Source organism: Methylobacterium sp. NEAU K, assembly GCF_030700285.1.
In the GTDB taxonomy this organism is placed as follows: Bacteria; Pseudomonadota; Alphaproteobacteria; order Rhizobiales; family Beijerinckiaceae; genus Methylobacterium.
In genome coordinates this window covers 40,455-65,119 of the sequence record NZ_JAUYZJ010000031.1, presented here as the reverse complement: position 1 = coordinate 65,119, position 24,665 = coordinate 40,455, and the positions used below count along the sequence as shown (strand labels likewise).

At 70.0% G+C, this 24,665-nt stretch carries 27 protein-coding genes and 2 pseudogenes; 17 read left to right on the top strand and 12 right to left on the bottom strand.

Features of this window, described 5'->3' with window-relative positions:
* Positions 1-267 (top strand): annotated as a pseudogene (locus tag Q8W67_RS21160) (porin family protein); the annotation flags it as partial.
* A 204-nt stretch (positions 268-471) separates the two neighbouring features.
* Entirely contained in the window at positions 472-1,248 is a 777-nt protein-coding gene (locus tag Q8W67_RS21155) for a DUF2076 domain-containing protein (protein WP_305549669.1), read from the top strand.
* A 99-nt stretch (positions 1,249-1,347) separates the two neighbouring features.
* Here the strand turns inward: Q8W67_RS21155 and Q8W67_RS21150 are convergent, their stop codons facing one another.
* The gene (locus tag Q8W67_RS21150; RefSeq protein WP_370693924.1) at positions 1,348-2,076 is read right to left on the bottom strand and encodes a L,D-transpeptidase; all 729 of its coding nucleotides are present in this window, start codon (positions 2,074-2,076) and stop codon (positions 1,348-1,350) included.
* Positions 2,077-2,488: 412 nt separating this feature from the next.
* On the opposite strand from Q8W67_RS21150, the gene Q8W67_RS21145 reads away from it, so the two are divergent.
* From Q8W67_RS21145 to Q8W67_RS21120, 6 genes are all read left to right on the top strand, one after another.
* The gene (locus tag Q8W67_RS21145; RefSeq protein ID WP_305549667.1) at positions 2,489-3,202 is read left to right on the top strand and encodes a protein phosphatase CheZ; all 714 of its coding nucleotides are present in this window, start codon (positions 2,489-2,491) and stop codon (positions 3,200-3,202) included.
* A gap of 79 nt (positions 3,203-3,281) precedes the next feature.
* Positions 3,282-5,348 (top strand): excinuclease ABC subunit UvrC, encoded by a 2,067-nt coding sequence (gene uvrC, locus Q8W67_RS21140; protein WP_305549665.1) that lies wholly within the window; start codon positions 3,282-3,284, stop codon positions 5,346-5,348.
* 73 nt (positions 5,349-5,421) lie between these two features.
* Positions 5,422-6,021 carry a CDP-diacylglycerol--glycerol-3-phosphate 3-phosphatidyltransferase gene (gene pgsA / locus Q8W67_RS21135; protein ID WP_305549678.1) on the top strand — a complete coding sequence of 200 codons (600 nt, stop codon included), beginning with the start codon at positions 5,422-5,424 and terminating at the stop codon, positions 6,019-6,021.
* 54 nt (positions 6,022-6,075) lie between these two features.
* Positions 6,076-6,327 carry a molybdopterin converting factor subunit 1 gene (gene moaD, locus Q8W67_RS21130; protein WP_305549663.1) on the top strand — a complete coding sequence of 84 codons (252 nt, stop codon included), beginning with the start codon at positions 6,076-6,078 and terminating at the stop codon, positions 6,325-6,327.
* Between the two features lie 219 nt (positions 6,328-6,546).
* Positions 6,547-6,777 carry a hypothetical protein gene (locus Q8W67_RS21125; protein ID WP_305549661.1) on the top strand — a complete coding sequence of 77 codons (231 nt, stop codon included), beginning with the start codon at positions 6,547-6,549 and terminating at the stop codon, positions 6,775-6,777.
* A gap of 187 nt (positions 6,778-6,964) precedes the next feature.
* Entirely contained in the window at positions 6,965-7,663 is a 699-nt protein-coding gene (locus Q8W67_RS21120; protein ID WP_305549659.1) for a ribonuclease activity regulator RraA, read from the top strand.
* On the opposite strand, the gene senB is transcribed toward Q8W67_RS21120, so the two are convergent.
* On the bottom strand, positions 7,612-8,619 hold the full coding sequence (gene senB, locus Q8W67_RS21115) for a selenoneine biosynthesis selenosugar synthase SenB (RefSeq protein ID WP_305549657.1): 1,008 nt from the start codon (positions 8,617-8,619) through the stop codon (positions 7,612-7,614). The genes Q8W67_RS21120 and senB overlap by 52 nt on opposite strands.
* A 101-nt stretch (positions 8,620-8,720) precedes the next feature.
* Here senB and senA point away from each other — a divergent pair, with 101 nt between their 5' ends.
* The gene (gene senA, locus Q8W67_RS21110) at positions 8,721-10,031 is read left to right on the top strand and encodes a selenoneine synthase SenA (protein ID WP_305549655.1); all 1,311 of its coding nucleotides are present in this window, start codon (positions 8,721-8,723) and stop codon (positions 10,029-10,031) included.
* Between the two features lie 95 nt (positions 10,032-10,126).
* Here senA and Q8W67_RS21105 read toward each other — a convergent pair.
* Positions 10,127-10,875: pseudogene (locus Q8W67_RS21105) on the bottom strand (SDR family NAD(P)-dependent oxidoreductase).
* Positions 10,876-11,058: 183 nt separating this feature from the next.
* Here Q8W67_RS21105 and Q8W67_RS21100 point away from each other — a divergent pair.
* Positions 11,059-11,472, top strand: a complete 414-nt coding sequence (locus tag Q8W67_RS21100; protein ID WP_305549653.1) for a flagellar biosynthesis repressor FlbT — start codon at positions 11,059-11,061, stop codon at positions 11,470-11,472.
* A 21-nt stretch (positions 11,473-11,493) separates the two neighbouring features.
* On the opposite strand, the gene flaF is transcribed toward Q8W67_RS21100, so the two are convergent.
* Positions 11,494-11,865: a flagellar biosynthesis regulator FlaF gene (gene flaF, locus Q8W67_RS21095; protein ID WP_305549651.1), complete on the bottom strand. Its 372-nt coding sequence runs from the start codon at positions 11,863-11,865 to the stop codon at positions 11,494-11,496.
* A gap of 168 nt (positions 11,866-12,033) precedes the next feature.
* Here flaF and Q8W67_RS21090 point away from each other — a divergent pair, with 168 nt between their 5' ends.
* Complete coding sequence (locus tag Q8W67_RS21090) at positions 12,034-12,276, top strand: hypothetical protein (RefSeq protein WP_305549649.1); 243 nt, start codon at positions 12,034-12,036, stop codon at positions 12,274-12,276.
* On the opposite strand, the gene Q8W67_RS21085 is transcribed toward Q8W67_RS21090, so the two are convergent.
* From Q8W67_RS21085 to Q8W67_RS21075, 3 genes are all read right to left on the bottom strand, one after another.
* Entirely contained in the window at positions 12,277-12,501 is a 225-nt protein-coding gene (locus Q8W67_RS21085; RefSeq protein ID WP_305549682.1) for a hypothetical protein, read from the bottom strand.
* 4 nt (positions 12,502-12,505) lie between these two features.
* Entirely contained in the window at positions 12,506-12,844 is a 339-nt protein-coding gene (locus tag Q8W67_RS21080) for a hypothetical protein (RefSeq protein WP_370693923.1), read from the bottom strand.
* Between the two features lie 128 nt (positions 12,845-12,972).
* Entirely contained in the window at positions 12,973-13,482 is a 510-nt protein-coding gene (locus Q8W67_RS21075) for a metallophosphoesterase (RefSeq protein WP_305549647.1), read from the bottom strand.
* 157 nt (positions 13,483-13,639) lie between these two features.
* Here Q8W67_RS21075 and Q8W67_RS21070 point away from each other — a divergent pair, with 157 nt between their 5' ends.
* The 6 genes from Q8W67_RS21070 to Q8W67_RS21045 all read left to right on the top strand — a co-directional run bounded on the left by Q8W67_RS21070 (position 13,640) and on the right by Q8W67_RS21045 (position 21,195).
* Positions 13,640-14,359 carry a cytochrome c biogenesis CcdA family protein gene (locus Q8W67_RS21070; RefSeq protein WP_305549645.1) on the top strand — a complete coding sequence of 240 codons (720 nt, stop codon included), beginning with the start codon at positions 13,640-13,642 and terminating at the stop codon, positions 14,357-14,359.
* Positions 14,360-14,406: 47 nt separating this feature from the next.
* Positions 14,407-15,453, top strand: coding sequence for a selenide, water dikinase SelD (selD, locus tag Q8W67_RS21065; protein ID WP_305549643.1), 1,047 nt, complete (start codon positions 14,407-14,409; stop codon positions 15,451-15,453).
* A 232-nt stretch (positions 15,454-15,685) separates the two neighbouring features.
* Positions 15,686-17,521 carry a glycosyltransferase gene (locus Q8W67_RS21060; protein ID WP_305549641.1) on the top strand — a complete coding sequence of 612 codons (1,836 nt, stop codon included), beginning with the start codon at positions 15,686-15,688 and terminating at the stop codon, positions 17,519-17,521.
* Positions 17,521-18,612, top strand: a complete 1,092-nt coding sequence (locus Q8W67_RS21055) for a glycosyltransferase (protein WP_305549639.1) — start codon at positions 17,521-17,523, stop codon at positions 18,610-18,612. Before Q8W67_RS21060 ends, Q8W67_RS21055 begins: the two co-directional genes overlap by 1 nt.
* A 281-nt stretch (positions 18,613-18,893) precedes the next feature.
* Positions 18,894-20,369 carry a GumC family protein gene (locus Q8W67_RS21050; RefSeq protein WP_305549637.1) on the top strand — a complete coding sequence of 492 codons (1,476 nt, stop codon included), beginning with the start codon at positions 18,894-18,896 and terminating at the stop codon, positions 20,367-20,369.
* The gene (locus Q8W67_RS21045) at positions 20,362-21,195 is read left to right on the top strand and encodes a WecB/TagA/CpsF family glycosyltransferase (protein ID WP_305549635.1); all 834 of its coding nucleotides are present in this window, start codon (positions 20,362-20,364) and stop codon (positions 21,193-21,195) included. The genes Q8W67_RS21050 and Q8W67_RS21045 overlap by 8 nt, the downstream gene beginning before the upstream one ends.
* Before the next feature lie 9 nt (positions 21,196-21,204).
* Here Q8W67_RS21045 and Q8W67_RS21040 read toward each other — a convergent pair whose 3' ends face one another.
* The 5 genes from Q8W67_RS21040 to Q8W67_RS21020 form a co-directional block, all read right to left on the bottom strand.
* Positions 21,205-21,780, bottom strand: coding sequence for an NUDIX hydrolase (locus Q8W67_RS21040; protein WP_305549633.1), 576 nt, complete (start codon positions 21,778-21,780; stop codon positions 21,205-21,207).
* Positions 21,781-21,817: 37 nt separating this feature from the next.
* Complete coding sequence (locus tag Q8W67_RS21035) at positions 21,818-22,075, bottom strand: sulfurtransferase TusA family protein (RefSeq protein WP_305549631.1); 258 nt, start codon at positions 22,073-22,075, stop codon at positions 21,818-21,820.
* 80 nt (positions 22,076-22,155) lie between these two features.
* Positions 22,156-22,479: a hypothetical protein gene (locus Q8W67_RS21030; RefSeq protein ID WP_305549629.1), complete on the bottom strand. Its 324-nt coding sequence runs from the start codon at positions 22,477-22,479 to the stop codon at positions 22,156-22,158.
* Between the two features lie 211 nt (positions 22,480-22,690).
* Positions 22,691-23,086, bottom strand: a complete 396-nt coding sequence (locus Q8W67_RS21025; RefSeq protein ID WP_305549627.1) for a hypothetical protein — start codon at positions 23,084-23,086, stop codon at positions 22,691-22,693.
* A gap of 102 nt (positions 23,087-23,188) precedes the next feature.
* Complete coding sequence (locus Q8W67_RS21020) at positions 23,189-24,556, bottom strand: glutamate--cysteine ligase (protein ID WP_305549625.1); 1,368 nt, start codon at positions 24,554-24,556, stop codon at positions 23,189-23,191.
* Between the last annotated feature and the right edge of the window lie 109 nt (positions 24,557-24,665).

Here is a 24,665-nt window from a genome sequence, read left to right as displayed (position 1 = left end):
GACAGCTTCCGCACCGGCTACGCGGTCGGCGGCGGCATCGAGTACGCCCTCCCCACCGACTCGTTCCTGAACTTCTTCCGCTCCAGCGCCGTCACGCTCAAGGTCGAAGGCCTCTACGTCAACCTCGACCGCAACACCCGCAACCAGGGCGCGTTCGTCATCAACGCCGCCAATAACTTCCCCGTCGTCTACAGCGGCATCGGACGCCGCAGCGACGAGTTCGCCGTCGTCCGCGCAGGCCTGAACTACAAGTTCGGATCGTACTAAGACCTCGGGACGGCGGGCCCCGGCCCGGCCCCCTGGAACGCGACGGACCAGAGAGCCCGGCCGAGAGGCCGGGCTCTTTCGCGTCGGGGACCCGCGAATGAAGTTTTCGCAACCTCCCCTGACAAAGCGTCGCCGGGCACCCATGTCCTCTGCGGCCGTGCGGCGCGTTCGAGCCCGCGGATACGACTTGAGGAGGACGACTCCATGAACAGCGAAGAACGCGAAGTCATCTCCGGCATCTTCCAGCGGCTTGAGCAGGCCCAGAGCCAGCCCCGGGACGCGGATGCCGAGCGCTTCATCGCCGAGAAGCTCCGTGCGCAGCCCTACGCGCCCTACGCGATGGCGCAGCTGATCTACGTTCAGGAAGAGGCGATCAAGAGCCTGAACCAGCAGCTCGAACAGGCGCGCAGCCAGGCCGCGCCGGCCCAGTCCTCAGGGGGCGGCGGTTTCTTGTCGAGCATCTTCGGCGGGGGCAGCCAGCGCCAGGAGCCGCAGCCCGGCTACGGGCAACAGCGTCCGGCGGGCCAGCCCTGGGGCGGCGCGGGCGGCGCGCCGCCCCAGGGCTATCCCCAGCAGGGCTATCCCCAGCAGGGCTACCCGCAGCAGCCGTACCCGCAACAGGGATACCCGCAGCAGGGTGGTCCGTGGGGCGGCCAGCAGCCGCCGGCGCGCGGCGGTGGCTTCCTGGCGAACGCACTCCCGATGGCGGCGGGCGCGGCCGGCGGCATGCTGCTCGGGAGCGCTCTCTCGAATGCCTTCGCGGGCGGCCATTCGAGCCTCGGTAGCGCCGCAGCGGCCGGTCTCGGCGGCGGCGGCGAGACGGTCGTGAACAATTATTACGGCGAGGGTGGCAATCAGGACCTCGGCTCGGCGCTCGACGGCAGCGGTGGCGGCGGTGATTTCCAGGACGCTAGCTACAACGATCCGAGCAACGATTTCGGCGGCGACCTCGGCGGCGGCGACGACAGCGACTGGACCTAATCGGCCCAGCGTCGCGACGAAGCCCGGTCGCGCTCAGACGCGGCCGGGCTCATTCTTACCGATCGGCTGCCCGGCCCCCTTTCGGGACCTGGACGGCCGTCAGAGGACTTCGACGCGGGTACCGACGGGGACGCGCTCGTAGAGGTCCATCACGTCCTCGTTCATCATCCGAATGCAGCCAGACGATACGGACTGGCCGATCGTGGTCGGCTCGTTGGTGCCGTGGATGCGGTAGAGTGAGGAGCCGAGATAGAGGGCCCGCGCTCCGAGAGGATTGGCCGGCCCGCCCGCCATGTGGCGCGGCAGGTCTGGGCGGCGGGCCAGCATCTCCGCCGGCGGCGTCCAGTCCGGCCACTCGGCCTTGCGGCTGACGGTCTTGAGGCCGCTCCAGGCGAAGCCCGGACGGCCCACGCCGATGCCGTAGCGCAGCGCCCGGTGGCCCGGCTGCACGAGATAGAGGTGCTTCCCCGAGGTATCGATCACGATCGTTCCGGGTCGCTGCGGCCCCGGGAACGCGACCTCCTGGCGCAGGTACTCCGGGTCGACCGCGCGGGCGATGCGGGTGGGATCCGCCTGCGGCACGCCGTAGGCTTGCCGCGGCATGACGGCCGTCGCGGGCTCCGGATCCGCCGGCAGCAGGTCCCCTGAATAGGCCGCGACCCGCTGCGGCGCCGCGGAACGCTGCGGCCAGCCCCGCCCTCCCCCGGCGGCGCTGCCAGTGACGAGATATTCGATCAGGCCGCCGCCGTAGCCGCCGCCTTCGGCGTAGCGCGCCTGCTGCGCCTGCGCGGGCGCGCACGACCACGCCACGGCCCAGACCGCGCACAGGCCACCGAGGCAGATTTGCGCCGGCAAGCCAACGCTTCGCCCGCTTGAGCTTGTGTCCGGTCGCAGATTTCCGAAGCTGAACTGCAGGACGCGTTTGCGAAACCTGCTGAGACGGACAGAACCACGCATCGCCGCACGCTCCCGGGGGCACAGGCCCCGATCCGCGCAGGATCAACCCCGAACTGACGAATCCGGTGAATCAAGATGGTGAATCAGTCAGGATGTCGGGCCCCCGACCCGGCCGCTCGCCGTTAGCGTGAATAGACGGTAAAGCCCTACCGGCCACAACCGTGGATGGGCCAACGGCCTGACGAAGGCCACGATCGCCGCCCGACAGCTTGGCAGTCACAGTCCGCTAACCGATTGTGGTAGAGAGTTGCTTCGACCGATCCCGAAGGCTCACGCCCTGACGATGACCCAGAAGCGCTATCGCATCGAAGAGAGCCTCGGGCTTCCGGGGCTACGGCCAGCATCGGTTCCAGAAGCCTCGAACGAGCGCCTGGACGAGATTCTGAGCGCCATCCAGGACCTGCGCCGCATCACCCAGATGAGCGCAGACGAGACGATCGAGACGTGCCGGCGCGAACTGCACGACGCGCTGGCGATGCGATCCGAACTCGACCTGATGAAGGAAGCGATCACCCGGACGAAGTCGGAACTCGCGACGCTGCACCGCTCCGAGAACAGCGGCAAGGGCATGCGCCGGGCGGCGGATGAGCTGGACGCGGTTGTCGAATCGACCGAGCGTGCCACGACTCAGCTCCTGAACGCGGTCGAGGAGATCGAGGCGAATGCCGGCATGCTGTACGCGGCGAATCTGCCACCCGGCATGAAGCACCACGTCGATGTCATCCAGGAACGGGTGATCTCCGCCTACGAGGCCTGCAACTTCCAGGACCTGACCGGCCAGCGAATCAACAAGATCGTCGGCGTGATGAAATTCATCGAGGAGCACCTCGATCGGCTGATCGCGGCCTGGACGGAGCTGGACAGCTTCCGCGACCTCATCACGGTCATGCCGGTCACGACCGCCCTCGACGATGAGAGCGGCCTGCTCAACGGACCGAAGCTCGACGACGATCCCGGGCACGTCGACCAGACCGACATCGATTCGCTGTTCGACTGATTCGACGCGGGCGGACGGCGCGTCGATTTTCTCGGCCGCCCCCGTCCCCCTCGGCGAGAGAAGCGCTTAGATCTGCGGTATGAGCCGCAGAGCCCTTTCAGACCTGCCACCCGACACCTTCGACGACGGCCGCGACGCCGAACGGGACGAGGGCACCGACGAGCCCGAGGTCGGGCTCCAGGCCGACGATTCACCCGAGATCGATTTCGATTTCGAGCCGGGCGCGGTCCAGGCCGGCACCGAGGTGATCCGCCGCTTCTGGTCGACGCTGCCAGCCTCGCCGGGCGTCTACCGGATGTTCGATCATCGCGGCGACGTGCTGTACGTCGGAAAGGCCAAGAATCTGAAGGCCCGGGTCGGCTCCTACGCGCGGGGCCAGGCGCATTCGAACCGCATCGCCCGGATGATTTCCCAGACGGCGGCGATGGAATTCGTCACCACCGCCACCGAGACCGAGGCGCTGCTTCTCGAAGCCAACCTGATCAAGCAGCTCAAGCCGCGCTTCAACGTCCTGATGCGGGACGACAAGTCGTTCCCCTACATCCTGGTCACGAGCGACGGGCCCGCGCCGCAGATCGTCAAGCACCGCGGTGCCCGGCGCCGGAAGGGCAATTATTACGGCCCCTTCGCCAGCGTCTGGGCGGTCAACCGGACGGTCAACGCCCTGCAGCGCGCCTTCCTGCTGCGCACCTGTACCGACAGCTACTACGAGAACCGCACCCGGCCCTGCCTGCTCTATCAGATCAAGCGCTGCTCCGGCCCCTGCACGGGCGAGATCGCCGAGGGCGATTACGCCGCGATGGCGGATGCGGCCCGGGCCTTTCTGGCGGGCAAGTCCAATGCCGTGAAGGACCGGATGCGCACCGAGATGCAGGAAGCCTCCGAGGCGATGGAGTTCGAGCGCGCGGCTCGCTACCGGGACAGGATCGCGGCGCTCTCGGCGATCCAGGGCGTGCAGGGCGTCAACACCCAGGGCGTCGAGGAGGCCGACGTGTTCGCCCTCGACGAGCAGGCCGGGCAGTTCTGCATCGAGGTGTTCTTCTTCCGGAACTTCCAGAACTGGGGCAACCGCGCTTACTTCCCCAAGGCCGACCGCTCGATGACCCCCGACGAGGTGCTCGGCTCGTTCATCGGCCAGTTCTACGACGACAAGCCGGCCCCGCGCACGGTGCTGACCAGCCATACGATCGAAGATGCGGAACTGGTCGCCGCCGCCCTGTCGAGCCGCGTGGAGTACCGGGTCGAGATCCACCGGCCGAGCCGCGGCGAGCGGAAGAACTTGGTCGACTATGCCCAGCGGAATGCCAAGGAGGCGCTGGCCCGGAGGCTCGCCGACACGGCCTCTCAGGGCAAGCTCCTGGCGGCCCTCGGCCAGGCTTTCGGCATGGACAAGGCGCCGCGCCGGATCGAGGTCTACGACAACTCGCACATCATGGGCACGAACGCGGTCGGCGGGATGATCGTGGCCGGCCCGACTGGCTTCATGAAGACGCATTACCGCACGTTCAACATCAAGTCGGAGGAGCTCACCCCGGGGGACGACTACGGCATGATGCGGGAGGTGCTGCAGCGGCGCTTCAAACGCCTCGTCAAGGAGGCGCCGCGCACCGAGGGCGAGGCCGCCGCTTCGGCGGTGGAAGGCGGTGCAGCGGAGCCTGTCCCGGCAGCCGCCGAGGACGGCGAAGCGTTTCCCGCCTGGCCGGACCTCGTTCTGATCGACGGCGGCAAGGGCCAGCTCGACGCCGCCCGCACGGCGCTCGACGCGATCGGCGTGTCGGGCGTGCCCCTGATCGGCATCGCCAAGGGCCGCGACCGGGATGCCGGCCGCGAGACGTTCTTCGTGCCGGGCCGGCCTCCGTTCAAGCTTCCGCCGCGCGACCCGACGCTCTACTTCGTGCAGCGGCTGCGCGACGAGGCCCATCGCTTCGCCATCGGCAGCCACAGGGCCAAGCGCAAGCGCGAGATGGTGAAGAACCCTCTGGACGAGATCGCCGGCATCGGTCCCAGCCGCAAGCGCGCGCTGCTGCACCATTTCGGGACCGTCAAAGCGATCGAGCGCGCCGCCTTCGAGGACCTGGCCAAGACCCCGGGCGTCAATGCCGCGACCGCGCGCGCGGTCTACGATTTCTTCCATGCCGGCGCCTGAGGATCCCACCGCCATGGCCGAGCCCGCAGTCGAGACGTTGACGCCCGGGCCCAGCTCTGATTTCACCCCCGCGATGAACGCCGTCCTTCCCCGACGACGGTCGCCGGCCTGGACGCTTGCGAATTGCCTGACCTACGGGCGCCTCGCCGCGGTGCCGGTGATGGTCGCATTGCTGTTCTGGCCCGACTCGCACACCGCGCGCTGGACGGCGCTCGGGGTGTTCGTGGCGGCCGCGATCACCGATTACCTCGACGGCTACGTCGCCCGCACCTACGACCAGAGTTCCGCGCTCGGCCGGATGCTCGACCCGATCGCCGACAAGCTGCTGGTCTCGGCCTGCCTGCTCATGCTGACGGCGGACCACACCATCGTCGGCCCGTCGATCTGGGCGGCGATCGTGATCCTGTGCCGGGAGGTGCTGGTCTCCGGCCTGCGCGAGTATCTCGCCGAGCTCAAGGTCGGCGTGCCGGTCAGCAAGATCGCCAAGTGGAAGACCACGGTGCAGCTCGTGGCGCTTGGCTTCCTGGTCGCCGGCCCGGCGGGTGAGCAGGTGCTGCCCGGCACTGAACCGCTCGGTCTCGGCCTGCTGTGGCTCGCCGCAGCGCTCACGCTGTGGACCGGTTGGGACTACATGCGCGCGGGGATCAAGCACGTTATCGACGATCCGCGCTGAGGGCGCGGTGAGGCGGCGTCCAATCCTCGGCCACCCCTGCGCGATGGTGTTGCGATGAAGCTCGTCTATTTCGCCTGGGTACGCGAGCGGATCGGCCGCGCCGAGGAAGAACTCGCCCTGCCGCCTGAAGTCGCGACCATTGCCGACCTCGTGGCTTGGCTGCGCGGGCGCGGCGAGGAATATGCCTACGCCTTCGAGGATCCGGGCGTCGTGCGGGCCGCAATCGACCGGACCCATGCCAAGCCAGACGCGGCGATCGCCGGCGCAGGCGAGATCGCCTTCTTCCCGCCGATGACCGGCGGCTGAATCCGCCGGCGATCCACGCACGTAGTCCACCGGACTTGAAACCGTCGCGGCGCCAGCGTCATTGGCGCCGTCGCTCCGGCCGCGTTCCAGGCCGAACGGCACGCGGGCCGAGCCGAGTTCCTTTACGGGTTCGGCCCGCATTCCGAGCACCGGAAATTGCGGAACGCTCAAGCTGGCGCCGTCGTTACTCGGGACCGAAATCAATTCCGGAGTCCCCGTATGCGCACGACGTTCCTCGCCACCGCCGCCCTGTTCAGCCTCTGCGCCGCCGCCCAGGCTCAGACCACCGTCATCGAGCGCGACCGGCCTGCCGTGGTGGTCGACCATCCGGCTTCGGAGTCGAAGTCCGTCACCGTGCACGACCACGGCGATGGCTGCGTCTCCAAGACCGTCCGTAAAGAGAACGACATGGGCGACTCGAAGACCGTGAAGAAGGAGTCCTGCGACTGAGGCAGGGCCCTTCGCCCGGGCGGGCATCCCGCCCGGGTCCGTACGGTCTGGAGCGCTCGCGCCGTCGCTGACTCAGCAAACCGAGCACGGCAGGGCAGCAACCCGGATCTGTACCCGCTTGCGCGACGATCGGGTACAGCGTCCGGGAACGGGCGGCGCCGGCCGCTCGAGCCGGAAGGTTAGGTCGATGACGAGTGATGCGCAGATCGTCGAGGTCCTCTCGAAGGTCACGACGGCCACGATTACGACAATCCTCCTGAAGAAGGGTCTCCGCAACGTCTGGCTTCGCGGCACCCGCCCCCTGAGGCCCGGCCAGCCACGGATCGTCGGACGCGCCTTCACGCTGCGTTTCGTGCCGGCGCGCGAGGACCTCGCCACCCCCGAATCCTGGTCCTCTCCGACATCGACCCGCGCGGCGATCGAGGCGATGCTCGCCGGCTGCGTCGCGGTCGTGGACGCGATGGGTGTGACCGATGCCGGCATCTTCGGCGACATCCTCTGCGCGCGGATGGCCAAGAAGGGCGTGGCCGCTCTGGTCACCGACGGCGTCGTGCGCGACGTCGCGGGCGTCCTGGGCACCGGCCTGCCGGTCTGGTGCCAGGGCGCGGCCGCGCCGCCCTCCGTAGCCGGCCTCACCTTCGTGGCTTGGCAGCAGCCGGTCGCCTGCGGGGGCGTCGCGGTGTTTCCCGACGACGTGATCGTGGTCGATGAGGACGGCGCCGTCCTGGTCCCGGCCGCCCTGGTGGATATCGTAATGGAACTCGCCCCCGAGCAGGAGCGCTTCGAGGGCTGGATCATGGACGAGGTCGACAAGGGCGCGGCACTGCCGGGCCTCTACCCCCCCAACGCCGAGAACAAGGCGCGCTTCGAGGCCAGCAAGGGCTGATCCCTGGCGAGTTCGGCGACCAGCCGGCCCAGTCTCGCCTTCTCGTGCGCGGGCCGGAACAGGTCCGCCCGCGCGGCGCAGGCCGTGCCGAGGTCGCGAAGGAAATTGGGATCTCGCTCGGCGCGCAGCATCAGATCTGCGAGCCCCGCGGTATCACCGACCGAGACATAGCCGGGATAGTCCGGCCCGAGCAGGCCGACGGATCCGACGATCCGCGAGGCGAGCACCGGCAAGCCGGACACCAGCGCCTCCGAGATCACGTTGGCGCCGCCCTCCATATGTGAGCTGAGGACCATCAGGCGGGCCCGCGCCATGAACCGGCGTACCAGCGCCGGTGGCCTGTCGCCGAGCCATTCGTAGCGCGGATTTCCTTCCATCTCGGCGCGAGCGGCCTCGGCCCAGGCCGGATCGGACGCGGCGCCGAGATGGACCACGCGGCTGCGCGAGTCCGCGGGAAGGCGCTGCGCCGCGAGGGCCGCGCGGAACGGGTCCTTCTCGGCGCGCAGGTGGCCGACGACGAGCACCTCAAAGCAAGCTTCGTTCGGCGGAGCGCGCTCGGCGCGCCCGCGGGCGGACTGGTGTATCACCCGGAGCTTGCCGCGGTGGCGCTCCGGGAGCGCCTCCCCGACGCGGTCGTGCAGCCCGATCAGCTGGTCGGCGAGGTCGAGGGAGTGCAGGGTCGGAACCGGCTCGGCGTCGAGGTAATGGTAGAGGTCGGTCCCGGTCAGTGCGACCGCGAGGGGCCGGTCCGGATGCGCTATCCGGAACCGCGCGATCGACGCGGCGCTACGCCAGGCGTGCAGGGCGATCATCAGATCGGCCGGTTGCCCGTCCCACGCCGTGCAGATCTCGACCACGTGGCCGAGTTCGCGAAGGAACCCGGCCCAGCGGGTCGCGGTGGCGCGGTTGCCGGTGCGCCGGGTGGCCGCCGCCGGCGTGACGAGGACGATCCTCACGGTGTGACTCTGGCCGGGATTGCACGGAGGGTGCGCAGCGGCGAGTTAAGGACAGGCCGGCGGCGCGAGCCATCGGACCGTCTGCAGGCCGGGAGTACCCCTTGAACGCCGTATCGCCTCCCCTGCCCGCCTCCGCCGAACTGATCGCGCTGTTGCGCGACGCCAGGGCCCGCACGCTGGAACTGGTGGACGGGCTCGACGGCGACCAGCTGATGGGCCCGCAGCTCGACATCGTGAATCCGCTGCTGTGGGAAATCGGACACCTCGCATGGTTCCATGAGCACTTCGTCCTGAGGGGCCTCGACGGGCGGGCATCGCTGCGGCCCGATGCCGGTGCGCTGTATGATTCGGCCCGGGTGCCGCACGCAACGCGCTGGAGCCTGCCGCTGCCGCGGCTTTGCGACACCCTCGCCTATATGGCGCGCGTGCAGGACGCCCTGGCGGCCCGGCTCGCCGGTCGCGAGCCCGACGCTCAAGAGCGCTACCTCTACCGGCTTGTCGCCTTCCACGAGGACATGCACGCGGAAGCATTCACGTATACGCGCCAGACGCTGGGCTATCCGGCGCCCGCCTTCGCGGGAGAGCCGGCGCCAGAGACCGGCGGCGGTCCGTGGCCCGGCGACGCCGCGATCCCGGGCGGCACTTTCCGGCTCGGCTCGGAGCCGGGCGGTGCCTTCGTGTTCGACAATGAGAAATGGGCGCATCCGGTGGAGATCGCGCCGTTCCGCATCGCCCGGGCGCCGGTTACGAACGCGGCCTTCGCGGCTTTCGTAGAGGATGGTGGCTACCGCTCCGACGCATTCTGGGACGCGGAGGGGTTGGCGTGGCTGCGGGCAAGCGGCGCGACGGGTCCCGCCTACTGGCAACGCCGGGATGGAGGATGGGTCACCCGCGTCTTCGACCGGCTGGAACCCCTCGCCCCGGATCGCCCGGTGGCGCACGTCAACTGGCACGAGGCCAATGCCTGGTGCCGCTGGGCCGGACGTCGCCTGCCCACCGAGGCTGAGTGGGAGGCCGCCGCGATCGGCGAGCCGGGAGCCGACGGCGCGTTGAGCCGCGTGAAGCGCACCTATCCGTGGGGTGAGGCCTTCCCCGATCCAGCGCTGGCGAATCTCGACGGCGGCCGGCTCGGCTGCGTCGACGTCGCCGCGCATCCGGCCGGCGACAGCGCCTGGGGCTGCCGCCAGATGCTGGGCAATGTCTGGGAATGGACGGCGAGCCCCTTCTTGCCCTACCCGGGCTTCGCGCCGGACGCCTACAAGGAATACTCGGAGCCGGCCTTCGGCACCCGCAAGGTCCTGCGCGGCGGCGGCTGGGCGACCAGGGCCCGCCTCGCCAACGGCACCTACCGCAACTTCTTCGAACCGGACCGCCGGGACGTGATCGCCGGGTTCCGGACCGCCGCTCTCTGAGCATCGGGACAGAGGGCCGCGGGATGCCGATACAGTCCGGCGCAGCATCACGATGCGGCGCAATCGCCCGCTCAGCGCCAGCCCCCGTCGACGAATTAGCCCTGCACCGTGCACATGCGCACATCGTCGAAGGCCAGAAACAGCACCAGCGCGGCGACATCGGAAGGCTGGATCCGACCATCCAGACACTGGGAGGCGACGATCTCCGCCTCCCCTTCCGGGGTGTACCAGCGTTCCTGCCGGGGCGTGTGGACATTGCCGGGCACGATGGTGGCCACCCGGATGCGGTCGCGCCCGAGGTCGCGGGCCATGGCCCGGGTCATCCCCTCGATCGCCGCCTTGGCGGTTTGGTAGATCGGCATCTCCTTCAGCCCGAGGTGCCAGCTGATCGACCCGAAGTTGAGGATCACCCCCCCGCCACGCCGCATCGCCGGCACGGCCGCCTGCGCGGCGAAGAACAGGTGGGGCAGGTTCACCGCCATGCGGTCGTCCCAATAGGCGGGCGTCACGTCCTCCAGCTTGTGGCGGTCGTCGTTGCCGGCGTTGTTGACCAGCACGTCGAGGCCGCCCAAGTCCGCCTCGGTCCCCACCACCAGCGCCCGGACCGCCTCGACGTCGGTCAGGTCGCAACGCCTGTAGAGCGGCGCGTGCGCGGCGCCGGGCGACAGCCGCGCGACCAAAGCCTCCGCAGCGTCGTCGGCGATGCCGCAGAACAGCACGCGGGCGCCCTGCGCCACGAAGGCCTGGACCAGAGGCCCTCGCCGATGCCGGAAGCGCCGCCCGTCAGCAGCACGCGCCGACCCCGTAATCTGGGATTGACCGCGCGTTCGGACGATGACGACATCGGGCAGGCCTCCAGTCGGTGAGCTTCGGCGACTCGCGCATCGAGCGAGGAATATTTTCCCCGGACGGCCAGCATCCCGGCCGCCATCCCGTCGCGCCGGGATGGCGGCTTCAACGGCGGCCATTGTCCAAACGTTAACGCTTTCCGAATGAGATCCGGGCGTCTTCTAGAAAGGAACACGCGATGCCGCTGCGCCTGGAACTCAAGCCGTTCGAACGGCTGATCATCAACGGGGCGCTGATTCGCAACGGCGACCGGCGCTCGACATTCCTGATCGAGACGCAATGCAAATTTCTTCGCGAGAGTGAGATCATCACGGAGAGCGAGGCCGACACGGCCTGCAAGCAGATCCATCTGACCCTGACGGTCATCTACCTCGCCGACGATCCGGCCCAGGGAATCGACCTGTTCTTCCGCCAGGCGGGCGAATTGATTCGGCTGGCACCGGCTGCGGCGCCGCAGATGGCGGCCATCGCCGAGGCCGTCGAGACCGGGGAGTATTACCGGGCGATCAAGCTCGGCCGGAAGCTGATCGAGTGGGAGAACGCGGCGCCCGGTCCGGGGATCCCGGTCAAGGAGACGGAACCGCACGCCTGACGGTGCCCATCTGGACCGGGATCAGCCCGGATTGCCCTGCAACCCGGCGGCGATCTCGTTGTTGATCGCGACCAGCGCGGCGATCTTCTCCGAAGTCGGGGCGATCATCGTGTCGACGCAGTTGCGAAGCACGAAGACACCCAGGTTGCCGATGCCCTGCTTGATCTCGACGGGTAGCGGGTTCTCGTCGGACGTCGCCTCGGTGGCGAGCAGTGTCCAGACCCGCTGGTTGAACGAGAGGGCCTCGCAGAGGCGCTTGGTGTCGCCGGACGCGAGGGCGTGGCTGGCACCGATCAACTGCTGCGCCGCCTTCAGCAGGACCGCGGATTCGGCTTCGCGCGGCGACAGTGCGGAACGCGAGGTTCTGGCATAGGCGTTGGCGGCGTAGGTCATAGGCGGTCCAGCCCCGTCGAAACACCTGCCAGGCGGGCAGGCTTGCGTGTAGCTGTCGCAGACCAAGTGTTAAGGCCGCGTGAGCATCAGGTCCGCCATGATCCCGCCGGGTTGGACAGGGACCAGGAAGTGTGGCCCCAAGGTATCTGGCCCCGGATCGCGTCACCGATGCTGAATTTCTTCCTTGGTACTGTTGCGGGCGGCCTGATCGCCTGCGTGCTGACCATCGTGCTGGCCCGGCAACCGGAGGTTCAAGTGCGCCTCGGGCTCAAGCCGGCCCCGGTGGTCGCTGCCCTGGCGACCGTAAGGAAGCCACCGGAGCCGGATTGTACGCGCTCGATCGACGTCCCGAAGGTCGGTACGCAGGACATGTTGTTCAACCGACAGCGATTCTGGTCGGTCGCGCCCTGATCAGAGGGTGCCGATCAGCACGAGCAGCATCGTCGTGGCAACGGTGGTGCTGATGAAGCCACAGAGGGCGGCTGTGAAGGATGGCCCGGTCCGAACAGTGGACGAGGCATTGATCTCGGTCGACAGCGTGGCGGAGGTCATCGGCGCAAAACCTTCTCGGCGACATACGTCGCCCGTGTTGGGATGATGCTGCGGGAGCAGGCCGATCGAGGTGCGCGTGCGCACCCGATCAGTCGCAGCGGTTGATTTTCTTGGCGATCCGCAAGGCCCGCATTTCGCTGCGCAGATCGATCGCCACCACGCCCTCGCCGCAGCGCTCGAAGGCGTCGCGGGCGTCGTCGTAGCGGTCGCCGACCTCGTCGAGCGTGTCACAGACGCGGTCGTGGTTGCCCAGCCGCATCTCCTGACGCGCCTGGAAGCGCAATGCGTTGGCCTCGTCGACCTTGCGCTGGGCCTCCAGGCACGCCGGCAGGGCCAGCGCGGAGGAGGTCAGGGCAAGACCCGCCAGGGCGCCTGTCAGCGCCTTGGTGACGAAGCCGAGGGCAAGAGAGGCCGAACTGGCACTCACGGGATTACTCGCGGACTGGTTGCTGTCGCAGCCCCGCGGACGGGGGTGCCGGGTTTCTCGGGGCGGCGCGTGTCCACCCCCTCTCTGTCCGCTGAAACGGTGAAGCTGACGTGAAGGTTCCGCCCCGATCAGGCCTTCCGACGCAGACGCGAGGCGAGGATTGCGGAGAGGCCGACGGGAGCCGGACCCATCGGATCGACGCCGACATCGTACTGCTTCGGCATCGGCTTGAGCTTGCCGTGGCTGTGCCCGTGCAGGTTGAGTGCCCCTCGGCTCATCCCGTTCCAGGTCCGGAACGCGTAGTGGCACAGCACGATCATGCGCCCCTCAACCTGGGTCTCGGCGTAGTGGCGCACGGAAGCCCAGCCGGGTGCCTCGACGGTATCGACCCCGTCGTTGTTGCCGACGATCAGGTGCTTCTCGCCATTCAGCCCGGCGAGGATCTCGCGAATGCGCGCCCGACTCGGGCCGAGCGCGAAATCCCCGAGATGCCAGACGATGTCGTCCGGCGCCACCGTGGCGTTCCAGGCCGCGATCAGGCCGTCATCATGGGCGGCGAGGTCCGAGTAGGGCCTGTGGTCGAAGCGCAGGGCTCGCTGGTCGCCGAAATGGGTATCCCCCGTGAAGTAGGTTGCCACCAGTCCGCTCCGTCCGCGCCCGGAACCGCCCCGGGGCTGCGCCCGAAGCGCATCGCGGTCCCTCAGGTTCCATCCAGACCGTGATCGAGGGCTGTGTTGACGCCGCCCTCCGCCGGCGCGAAGCCTGGGGTCGAAATCCTGGGTCGGGAGAATGGAGATGCTGGGGACGGTCGGGTTCGCCTTCCTGGCAGGACTCCTGTCGGTGCTCTCGCCCTGCGTCCTGCCGCTGGTGCCGATCGTGCTTGGAACTGCGGCGTCGGAGCACCCACTCGGGCCGGCGGCCCTGGCTGTCGGCCTGGCGCTCTCGTTCACCGCCATCGGCCTGTTCGTGGCGACCATCGGCTTTTCCATCGGGCTCGACGGCGACGTATTCCGCAGCGCCGGGGCTTTGCTGCTGGTGATCCTGGGCGTGGTGCTGATGCTGCCGCGGCTCCAGGCGCAAGTCGCGACAGCCGCGGGGCCGGTGGGTGCCTGGGCCGAGGAGCGCTTCGGCGGCCTCGGCACAAATGGCCTGTCCGGGCAGTTCGCCGTGGGCCTGCTACTCGGGGCGGCCTGGAGCCCCTGCGTCGGCCCGACGCTCGGCGCCGCCTCGCTGCTGGCTGCCCGGGGCGAGCATCTCTGGAGCGTGGCGCTCACGATGCTCGCATTCGGGATCGGGGCCGCTGCGCCGCTGATGCTGCTCGGCTTCGTCTCGCGGGAGGCGCTGATGCGCTGGCGCGGCGGCCTCGCGGCGGCGGGCCGCGCCGCGAAGGCCGCCCTGGGCGTCGTTATGGTGGCGCTGGGTCTTCTGGTCCTCACCGGCTTGGACAAGCGCGTCGAAGCCGCAGCCGTAGCCGCCTCGCCGGACTGGCTCAACGCCGTCACGACGCGCTACTGACGGCCGGCGCCCGTCGACGGGCGCCGCGGCCGGAACGGAGACCCGCTATGACCGATGCCCCCCGTCTGACAAGTCTCGCCCATGGTGGCGGCTGCGGGTGCAAGCTCGACCCGGCGGTCCTGCGCCAGCTGTTGGCCGAGCAGCCGGCCGCCGGACCGTTCGAGCGGCTGCTCGTCGGCAACGAGACCTCGGACGACGCGGCGGTCTGGGAACTCGACGACGGCACCTGCATCATCGCCACCACCGACTTCTTCACCCCGATGGTGGACGACCCGACGGATTTCGGGCGGATCGCGGCGACGAACGCGATCTCGGACGTTTACGCCATGGGCGGCCGGCCGATCCTGGCGCTGGCGATCCTGGGCATGCCGGTGGGCAAGATCGCCCCCGAGGTGGTCGCCCGGATCCTGCGCGGTGGTGCGGAGAAATGCGGCGAGGCCGGGATTCCGGTGGCCGGCGGCCACTCGATCGACACGCCGGAGCCGATCTACGGCCTCGCGGTGATCGGCACCTGCCGCCGCGAGTCGGTGCGGCGCAACGCCGACGCGCTGCCCGGGGATGCCGTGATCCTGACGAAGCCCCTCGGCGTCGGGGTCTATTCCGCGGCCATCAAGCGCGAGGCGCTGGACGAGGCCGGCTACCGCGACTTCATCGCCACCACCACCCTGCTCAACAAGGTCGGCATGGAACTCGCCGCCGAGGCATCCGTCCACGCGCTCACCGACGTGACCGGCTTCGGCATCCTCGGCCACGGGCTCGAACTCGCCCGCGGTGCCGGCCTGACCCTGGCCCTCGACGCGAATGCCCTGCCGCTGCTGCCGCGAGCGGCGGCGCTGGCGCAGGAGGGCTACGTCACCGGCGCTTCGCACCGCAACTGGGCCGCGTTCGGCGCCGACGTGGACCTGCCTGCCGGCTTCGCCGACTGGCGCCGCCACCTCCTCACCGATCCGCAGACCTCCGGCGGCTTGCTGGTGACCTGCGCGGCGGCTCAGGCCGAGGCGCTCGTCGCACGCATTCGGGAGGCCGGCTGCCCGGCAGCCGCGCTGATCGGCCGGATGGAGGCGGGCCCGGCCCGGATCCGCGTGGCCGGCTGACGCGCGAGAGGCACCGAGAGGCAATCTTCAACATTCGCGGTCAGGCTGCCGCCCCCGCTCGACCCGCGAACCGATCTTGACCGACGCCGCAGACATGTCACCGCCCGCCCACGGGGTCGCCGGCTGGCCGTTCGGACCAGCAGGCCCAGGCGTAGGCCGTCCCGCCGCCCTGCCCGACGGTCGCCCGTGGCCGGGGATCCGCGTCGTCAGCGTCGCACGTGGCGGCGCAGACATGCGCGTGACGGTCGCGTCGGTCATCCGTCAGGACTACCCCGAGCTCAAGCACGACCTCTTGCCCCCGGGCTGCGGCCGCGCCACGGTGGAGCGGATGCTGGCGGAGCCGGCCTTCGACTACCTGCTCTGGCTGGGCGCGGGTGATCTCCTCGCCCCGGGGGCGCTGACCGCCCTGGCCCTGGAGGCGGCGCTGACCGGGGCGGCCGCGGTGGCGGGCCTGCGGGTTCTGTTCGCGGACGCGGTCCGGAGCCTCGACGTGCCCGCGCTCGCGGGCGCCGCAGCACCGGGCGGCATACCGTTCACGGGCGGCGAGGTGCTCTGGTCGCGGTACGCACTGCGCGCCCACGCCGTCCTCGACGCCGACGGGCTGCCGGACGCGGCTACGGCCTGGTCGACGCTCCCGGTTTCCGCGCGCAGGCGCATCGGCCGCCCGGTGCTGCTCCAGCGGGTGGCCGAGAGGCCGGCGGCGCGGCTGGACGGCCTCTCGATCGTCTCCCTCACAGGCACGGGCACGCAGGGGGGGGCCGGCGTCGCCCAAAGGCGGCTCGCCGAGGCGCTCGCGCTCGCGGGCCACCGCATCGCGAATGTCGCCTTGAGCGGTCGGCCGGAAGCCGCCGAGTGGTCCGACACCTTCCCCCGGGCTGAGGCGGCGGTCGCCGCCGCGGCGCCCGATCTCGTCCTGGCCGGCAATCTGCACGGTGCGACCCGCAGCCTCGACGTCGTCGAACGCCTCGCCCGGCGCGGTCCGTTGGCGCTGGTGCTGCACGACCTGTTCCCGCTCACCGGCCGCTGCTGCCACCCGCGCGATTGCGAACGCGCCGCTGCCGGCTGCGACGCCGCCTGCCCGAGCCCGGACGAGTATCCCCAACTGGCCCCCGCTCGGATCGCCGGCATGCACGGACGCAAGCGCGCCGTGCTCGCCAGTTCCTCGGGGCCGTGGCTGCTGGCGAATTCCGACTGGACCCTGGCGCGCGCGCAGGACCTCGCGCCGTCCGGCACGGCCGCCGAGCCGATCCGACTGGCCTTCCCCACGGCGGTGTTTCGGCCGGACGATCGCGCCGCCCTGCGCCGCAGACTCGGCCTGCCGGCCGACGACGTGCTGATCCTCGTGTCCGCGGTGATCGTCGACGGGCCGGACAAGGGTTTTCCCGACTTGCGCGAAGCCCTCAGGACCGTGGCGCGCCCGGGGGTCGGCGTCGTGGCGATCGGCAGGCTCGACGATCCGGCCCGGCTCGGCGTCCCGAACCTGTTCGCGCCGGGGCTCGTCGCGGACGAGGAGACCCTGGCCGCCTGGTACGCCGCCTGCGACCTCCATGTCACCGCAAGCCGCCACGAGACCCTGGGGCAGACCCCGATCGAGGCCGGCCTGTGCGGCGTGCCGACCCTGGCCTACCGCACATCGGGGCTGACCTCCTCGGTGATCGACGGTGTGTCCGGCCGCCTCGTGCCGGTGAAGCCCGGCGCGCTCGCGCAGGCGCTGGGCGAATTGGTGGACGACGCGGATGCCCGCGCGCGGCTCGGCGCCTTCGCGCGGATCGCCTTGGAGAGCCGCTACAGTCCAGCCGCCTCGGCCCTTTCCCTGGATGGGGTCTTCCGGCGGCGCGGGCTGATCGATGACGACGCGGCGCGGCTGAGCTTCGCCCCCCCGATGCTCGGCCATTTCCCGTTCGCGGCAGAGCCGCAGCGGGGTGCGGCCGGCACGGTGGCGGCAGCCTCGCGGCCGCTCGTGCGATGGTTGCGACGGGCCAAGCAGATGGTGCTCGGGCGCCGCATGCCGCTGTTCGTGCGCCGATGCCTGTACCTCGCCGGGACGCTCCGGCGGAGCGCCCCGTGATGCCGGGGGCACGACGGCGGATCTATCTCGATCAGACACATCTGCGGTCCCACGTCACCGGGATCGAGCGGATCACCCTCGACCTGTTCGCGCCCGGACGGCTGGCGCCGCACGAGGTCAGGCCGATAACGAGCGGCTCTCTGCCGGGCATGATCGCGCAGCAACAGCTCGGCCTGCCGCTGCGGGCGCTCCTGGACCGGGGAGCGCTGTTCCTGTTTCCCGGTTTCCCGCCCGGGCCGCTCTGCGCCGTCGCGGCCGAGCGCTGCCTGCTCTATGTCCACGACACCTTCCTGCTCGACAGGCCGGAGGACCTGAGCCTGCGCAGCCGGATCTATCTCAGCCCGAGCTTCGCCAGTGCGCTACGCTGGTGTCCGAACCTGTTCGTCAACAGTCGCACCACCGGCGAGGCGGTGCGCGCCGTCTGCGCGAGGCGGGCCCGGATCGCCCTGCTGCGCCCCGCCGTGCGCGATGCGTTCGGCCTCGGCGACCTGCCGGGACCTGCCACCTATGTCCCCGGAGTCCCCCTGCGGCTGCTCGCGATCGGGACGATCGAGCCGCGCAAGGATTACTCGGCCGCGCTCGCGCTGACGGCGGCCCTCAACCGCGCCGGCGTGCCGGCCGAGCTTCACCTCGTCGGGCGGGTCGGCTGGGGCCGCCATCCCTTCCTCGACGCCCCGCCGCCCTATCTGCACCTGCACGGCTACGTGTCTGACGCAGAACTGCGGAGCCTCGCGGGCTCGTGCCACCTGCTGCTCTCGACCTCGAAGGCCGAAGGGCTCGGCCTGCCGCTCCTGGAGGTTCAGCACGGGGGTTTGCCGGTGGTGGCGCCGGACGCGGCGGTGTTCCGCGAGGTGCTGGGCAGCTCCGGCCTGCTGATCCGGCCGGAGGCTCCGGATGCCGCCGCGGCGGCCCTCACCACGTGGATCGCCGGGGGCGGCCTCGCCCGGGCGGCCGGCGCCAGCCGCGCGAACGTGGCACGCTGGAACGCGGACGCGGCGGAGGACGAGCGGCGCTTCGGACGGTTCCTCGCGGGGGATCCGGCGGCCTATGAAGCGGCAGGCTCGACCATCGCGCCGAACGTCGTCCCATGACGCGGGATACGTAGTCCCCAGCAAAGACAGGCCTTTCCAAGCCACAAAGTCGTGACAGGGCAATCTGCCTCCGTATGCGATGTCTACAGGATTCCTAATGCAGGATCCGCTGCGAGGCGGGACTACTGGTTCGGTATGCTGATTGCTGCTCCGTCGTCGAAGATACCGCCTCGATGGCGGACCTGTCCCGGATCGGCACGGTGTGACCGGAAAGGGGACGGGCGTGAGACGGCGGTGGAGCGCGGCAGCGGCCGCCTCCGGCAGGTCAGGGAGCGAGGCGTATGTTCGACTTCTCGACGCGGATGAGCGGTGACCAACCCGTCCGCATGGTGCTGCCCCAGGTGGCGCCCCGAACGGAAGCCCGCGTGATCGTCCGTCGCCTGTGGCGGGGCAGCGGATTCGTGATCCTCGGGGCCCTGTTCATGGTCGCTGCCGCCGTGGCGCTGCTCGGCCTGATCCCGCCGCGTTACACCTCCAGCATCCAGGTTCTCGTGGACCCCAGCGACGTGCGGGTTGTCGATAACGACCTCAATGCCCGCCAGCCTCAGGCCGATAGCGGCGTCTCCATCGCCGAGAGCCAGGTGCGGGTGATCCAGTCCGACAGTGTCCTGCGCCGCGTGATCGCCAAGCTGCACCTGGACCAGGACGACGAGTTCGTGCTGCCGGACGGCAACAACCCGACGGTCGCCTGGATCAAGGAAGCGCTGGGCATGCTGCCTCCTGCCGCCAGCCGCGACCCTGCTAACGCCGCTCTCGACACGCTCCAGGCCAAGCTCAGCGTGCGCAGGGCCGAGCGGACCTTCGTGATCGACGTCTCCGTACAGTCGCGCGACCCCGAGAAGGCCGCGCGGATCGCCAATGCCATCGGCGACGCGTATTTCGCCGAGGAATCCGCGGCCCGGACCGATACCGCGCGCCGCGCCTCCGACGCTTTGGCGGGGCGCCTCGGCAACCTGAAGCGCGACGTCGAGCAAGCCGAGGGTGAGGTCGTGCGCTACCGCGAGGCCCACCGGCTCGTGGCATCGAGCGGACGCCTGCTCACTGACCAGCAGCTGGGCGACCTGAACCAGCAGCTCGTGACAGCCTCTATCAAGACCGCGGAAGCCAAGTCGCGCCTGGATCAGGCCCGCAGGATGCGCTCGTCCGATCCCAGCACCGCGCTGCCCGAGATGCTGCAATCCCTCGAGATGCAGGCGCTGCGGCAGCAATACGCAACGCTGTCGCGCAACACCGCCGAGCTCGCCACCCGCCTCGGCGAACGCCACCCGGCGATGGCCGAGCAATACGCCCAGCAGCGCGACCTCCAGCGTCTGATCCAGCGCGAGAAGGAGCGGATCATCGAGACGACCCAGAAGGATTACGATCGCGCCGCGGCGAGCGAGGCGGCGATCCGGACCAATCTCGACCGGGTGAAAAACGAGACGGTGAACAGCGATCGGGCCTATGTCGGCCTGCGCGAACTGGAGCGGACGCTGGATGCCCGCCGGGGCGTCTACGAGGCCTACCTGAAGCGCGCCCGGGAGGCGAGCGAGCAGGAGCGGCTCGACACCACCAATGTCCGGATCATCTCGGCGGCGACCCCCGCCCGCCAGCGGACGTTCCCGCCCTCGCCGAAGATCGTGCTTCCGGTGGCGCTGGTGCTCGGCCTGATGCTCGGCGGAGGCATCGCCCTGGCGCTCGGCGCCGACGGCGACCGGCGGCGTTTCCAGCGCGCGGCGGCACGCCCGGGGACGAGCTTTCGGGCCGCCGATGCGTGAGGTCGAGGGCGTCGGCCGGACGGCGCCCGGCCCGGTCTGGCGGGGCGGCGCCACCTCGGTGCCTCCGGCCGCGACCTCGAACGTGACCCTTTTCGGGCACAGCTTCCACACCGGCTCCGCCGCCGCGATCGTGGCCGCTGTCGCGGCGCGGCGGGCGGACGGCCCGCGGATGATCGTCACCGCCAACGTCGACCACATCGTCCGGCTCGCCGAGCACGCGGATTTCCGGGGGGCTTATGAGCGGGCCGCGGCACGGACCCTGGATGGGATGCCGCTGGTCTGGTTCGCCCGGAGGGCGAGCGGCCGGCCGGTCGAGCGGGTCACCGGTCACGACCTCCTGGCCTGCATCCTCACCGACCCGCCCCCGTTCGCCCGGCGGGTGTTCTTCGTGTCAGCACGCCAGGATGCGGCAGACGCACTCGCTACCCGCCTCCAGGCGGCGGGACTGCCGGACGGGGCGGTGGCGAGCGCGGTGCCGCCATTCGGCTTTGAGGACGACACATCCTACGGCCGCGCGCTCGCGGAGCGAATCCGCGCCCACGGCACGACGCTGCTGGTGATGGGGGTCGGCGCGCCGAAATCGGAGATCTGGGTCGACCGGCAGGACCGGGCCCTCGGGAACCCGGTGGTGTTCTGCGTAGGCGACGCGCTGGCGGTGGCGGCGGGATGCCTTCCGCGCGCGCCATGGCTGATGCAGCGCCTCGGCCTCGAATGGATCTTCCGCTTTCTGTGCGCCCCGCGCCGGCTGTTTCGCCGCTACTTCATCGAATCCTGGCGATTCGTCGGCATCGCCGCCCGGGATCGCTTCCCGCGCCGTCGCGGCTGAGCGGGAATCTCAACCCGCGTCCGTGAAGAGGTCCGGCCGCCGCAGTTGCAGCGCGAACAGCAGCACGAGCGACTTCATGTCGGTGAGGGCGCCCCGGCGCGTCATAGCCACCAGTTCCTGCAAGGGGATCTCGTGCACGGCCACCGCCTCGCCTTCGGCGGCCAAGCCGCCGCCGGGCCCGCTCCTGTCAGCCTCGCCGTAGGCGGCCAGAAACAGGTCCATCCGCTCGGTGGAGATGCCCGGCATGGTCCAGGCGCTGGCGACGAGTTCGAGCGCCCCGAGCCTCAGCCCGGTCTCCTCCAAGGCCTCACGCCTGACCTCGTCCTCAGGCGCACCGTCATCGAGGAGTCCGGCCGGCACCTCGACATGGCTCGGCGGACCGCCGGAATAGAGCACCGGAGCCCGGAACTGCGAGACAAGCGTCGCGACCCGCCGCTCCGGATCGTACGGCAGCACCGCGACCGCGCGGCCGTGATCCTCCATCTCGCGGGTGATGCGGCTGCCGTCGTCCTGCATCACCTCGGCCACGAGGTACCGGGCCCAACCCTCGTGCACGAGGCGCACGCCCCCGATCCGTGGTGCCATGCCGTCTCCGATCATTCCCGGGAGCAGAACGGATCGCTCAGGAATGCGGCGGCTTCGCGGAGGACGTGATTCGGAAGCGCACGCGATCGCCGCACCGCTCGGCCGCGCCGAGATGGGCGCCTTCCTCACGTACGAGGTTGGGGATGTCGATCATCGCAAGCGGATCGGTGCATGTGACAACGAGGGTCCGGCCGGCGTCGAGCGTACGCAGGGCCTTGCGGGTGCGCAGGACCGGGAGCGGACATTTCAGGCCGCTGAGGTCGAGCTCGACGCAGTCCGGCTCGTCATCCCTCAAACAGAAAGCTCCTGGGCCCGGGGGAACCCTGTGGCGGAAACGTCGAGGACGTTTATGGGCTGGGGTTTCAAGAGGCGCGCTTACCAATCGTGATAGCCGAAGGCAGGGCCGTGATACGTGTCCGGCGCGAAGAGGTAGTAGCGTGGGCCGTCATAGCCGTATTCCATGCTGCGGCCGGGGGTCGGCGCAGAGGCGTAGCCGTATCCGAAGGGTACCGGATAACCGTATTCACCATAGTAGCTGTATTGCGCCCTGGCACGCGCTTGACGCACGACCGCGCCGCGGCCGTCGAGCGGCACGCCCTCCGGCCCGCGATCGGGGCCGAGATCCGCCGCCTCACAGGTGCTGCCGATGGCGGCGAGGGTAGCCACGATGGCCATGAGAGCGGCGGTGGAGCGGATCATGGGCAAGGTTCCTCACGCCGGCGTGGTCCGCCTGCGAGGGATCCGACGGCACGGAGCCCCGGGATGCGCGGTTGCGCACGAGCCCGAGCAGGCGATGGCAGGACGACGTCGCGACCAGACGGCCCACCCGGATCGACGGTCAGAACGAAGACGCCCGGCCCCGAGGTAACCGGGACCGGGCGCAACGTAGGCGTCGATGCTGGCGGGAGGCTTACCAGCCGTAATAGTCGTAGCCGTAGGCCGGGTAGCCATAGGCCGGATACCCGTAGGTGCGGGCCGGTGCGTAGCCGTATCCATAGGCCGGGTAGCCGTAGCCGCCATAATAACCGTAGCGGGGCGCGGTGCTCGCGGCGAGCGCACCGCCGATGAGGCCAAGGGCGGCGCCCGCCGCCACGGCACCGGCCACGCGGCCGCCATAACCACGGCGGTAGCCGTAGCCGCCGTAATAGCCGCGGCGCCAGCCGACTGTGTCGACGGCGGCGTTGTGGCCGCCGACCAGAACTGCGCTCTGCGCGGGCAGCGGCGCCGCGTCGGCAGCGGTAAAGGAACCGGCGATCATAGTCAGGGCCGCAGCGCCGGCCACAACGGAAGTCGTGATGCGGGACATGGATGCGTTCTCCTCACGATGCGGGATCGGCGTAAGAACTGTACACTATCGAACTTCGTTCCAAGAGGCGTGTGGCTGCGCACGCAGCTTCTGACTGTCCCGTCAGAATACGCATTCCGAGAAGGTGCGGCGCACGCAGGCGCCCCAGCGACCCTCGTAATCGGCGAGCAGGTCGTCGGCCCGGGTCCGGCCGGCCGCGACGATCGCCTCGAGCGGCTGGAGATAGATCGACTCGTCCCGGCCTTCGGCATCCCGACGCGCCCGCGCGCGCAGACCCGAGCGGGCGATGGCCAGGGCCTCGGCGGCCACCGCGCCGAGCGTGGTGTTGGCCACCGGAGCGGCGAGGCCGAGGCGGGGGGCCGTAGCCCGCGCAGCCTCACGGTTCGCGGAACTCCAGCCCTTTACGAGGTCGAGGGCGGCGTCGAGGGCCGACTCGTCGTAGAGCAACCCCGCCCAGAAGGCGGCCTGGGCGGCGATCATGTCGGGGCCGCCGACATCCGAGCCCCGCATTTCCAGGAAGCGTTTGAGCCGGACTTCCGGAAACGCCGTGGACGCGTGGTTGGCCCAGTCCGAGACCGTCGCGTATTCTCCCGGGAGTTGGGGCAGCTTGCCGGCCATCAGGTCGCGGAACGAAGCGCCCGAGACGTCGTGATAGGTATCGCCGCGCTTGACGAAGTACATCGGCATGTCGAGCAGCCAGTCGACATAAGCCTCGTAGCCGAAGCCGGCCTCGAACGCGAAGGGCAGCATGCCTGTGCGGTCGGCATCGGTGTCGCGCCAGATCTCGGAGCGGCGCGAGAGGAAGCCGTTCGGGCGGCCGTCCGTGAACGGGGAGTTGGCGAACAGGGCGGTCGCCACCGGCTGGAGCGCCAGAGAGGCGCGCATCTTGCGCACCATGTCGGTCTCGGAGGCGAAATCGAGATTCACCTGCACGGTGGCGGTGCGGAGCATCATATCGAGGCCGAGCGATCCGACCTTGGGCATGTAGGCCGCCATGATCCGGTAACGGCTCTTGGGCATGATCGGCGTCTCGTCGCGGCGCCATTTCGGGCTCATGCCAAGCGTCAGGAAGCCGATATCGAGGGGATCGGCCGCGCGCTTCGTCGCCGCGAGGTGGGTTGCGAGTTCGGCCACGGTCCCGTGCACGTCGGGAAGCGCCGCCCCCGACAGCTCGAACTGTCCGCCCGGTTCGATCGAGATCGCACCACCCTCAGCCGCCGAAAGGCCGATGATGTTGCCGAGATCGAGGATCGGCTCCCAGCCGGTCTCGCGGGCGAGCCCTTCGAGCAGGGCGCGGATGCCGCGATCCCCCTCGTAGGGAACGGGCGTCCGGCTCTCCCGGTAGAACGGGATCTTCTCGTGCTCGGTGCCGATGGCGAATCGCTCGCGCGGTTTCTCCCCCGCGGCGAACCACTCGATCAGCTCGGCGCGCGTCGTGAGCGGCGTCGTGTCGTTGCTGTCGCGCGCCATGCGCTGCCTGCCCGTGCGAGTGACGTGTGCCTGGGATGCGAGCGCGCCGAAAGGCTCCGGCGAGTCCGTCCGGTTCAACCCCGACCCGCGAGCGGGGTCCAGACGGTCA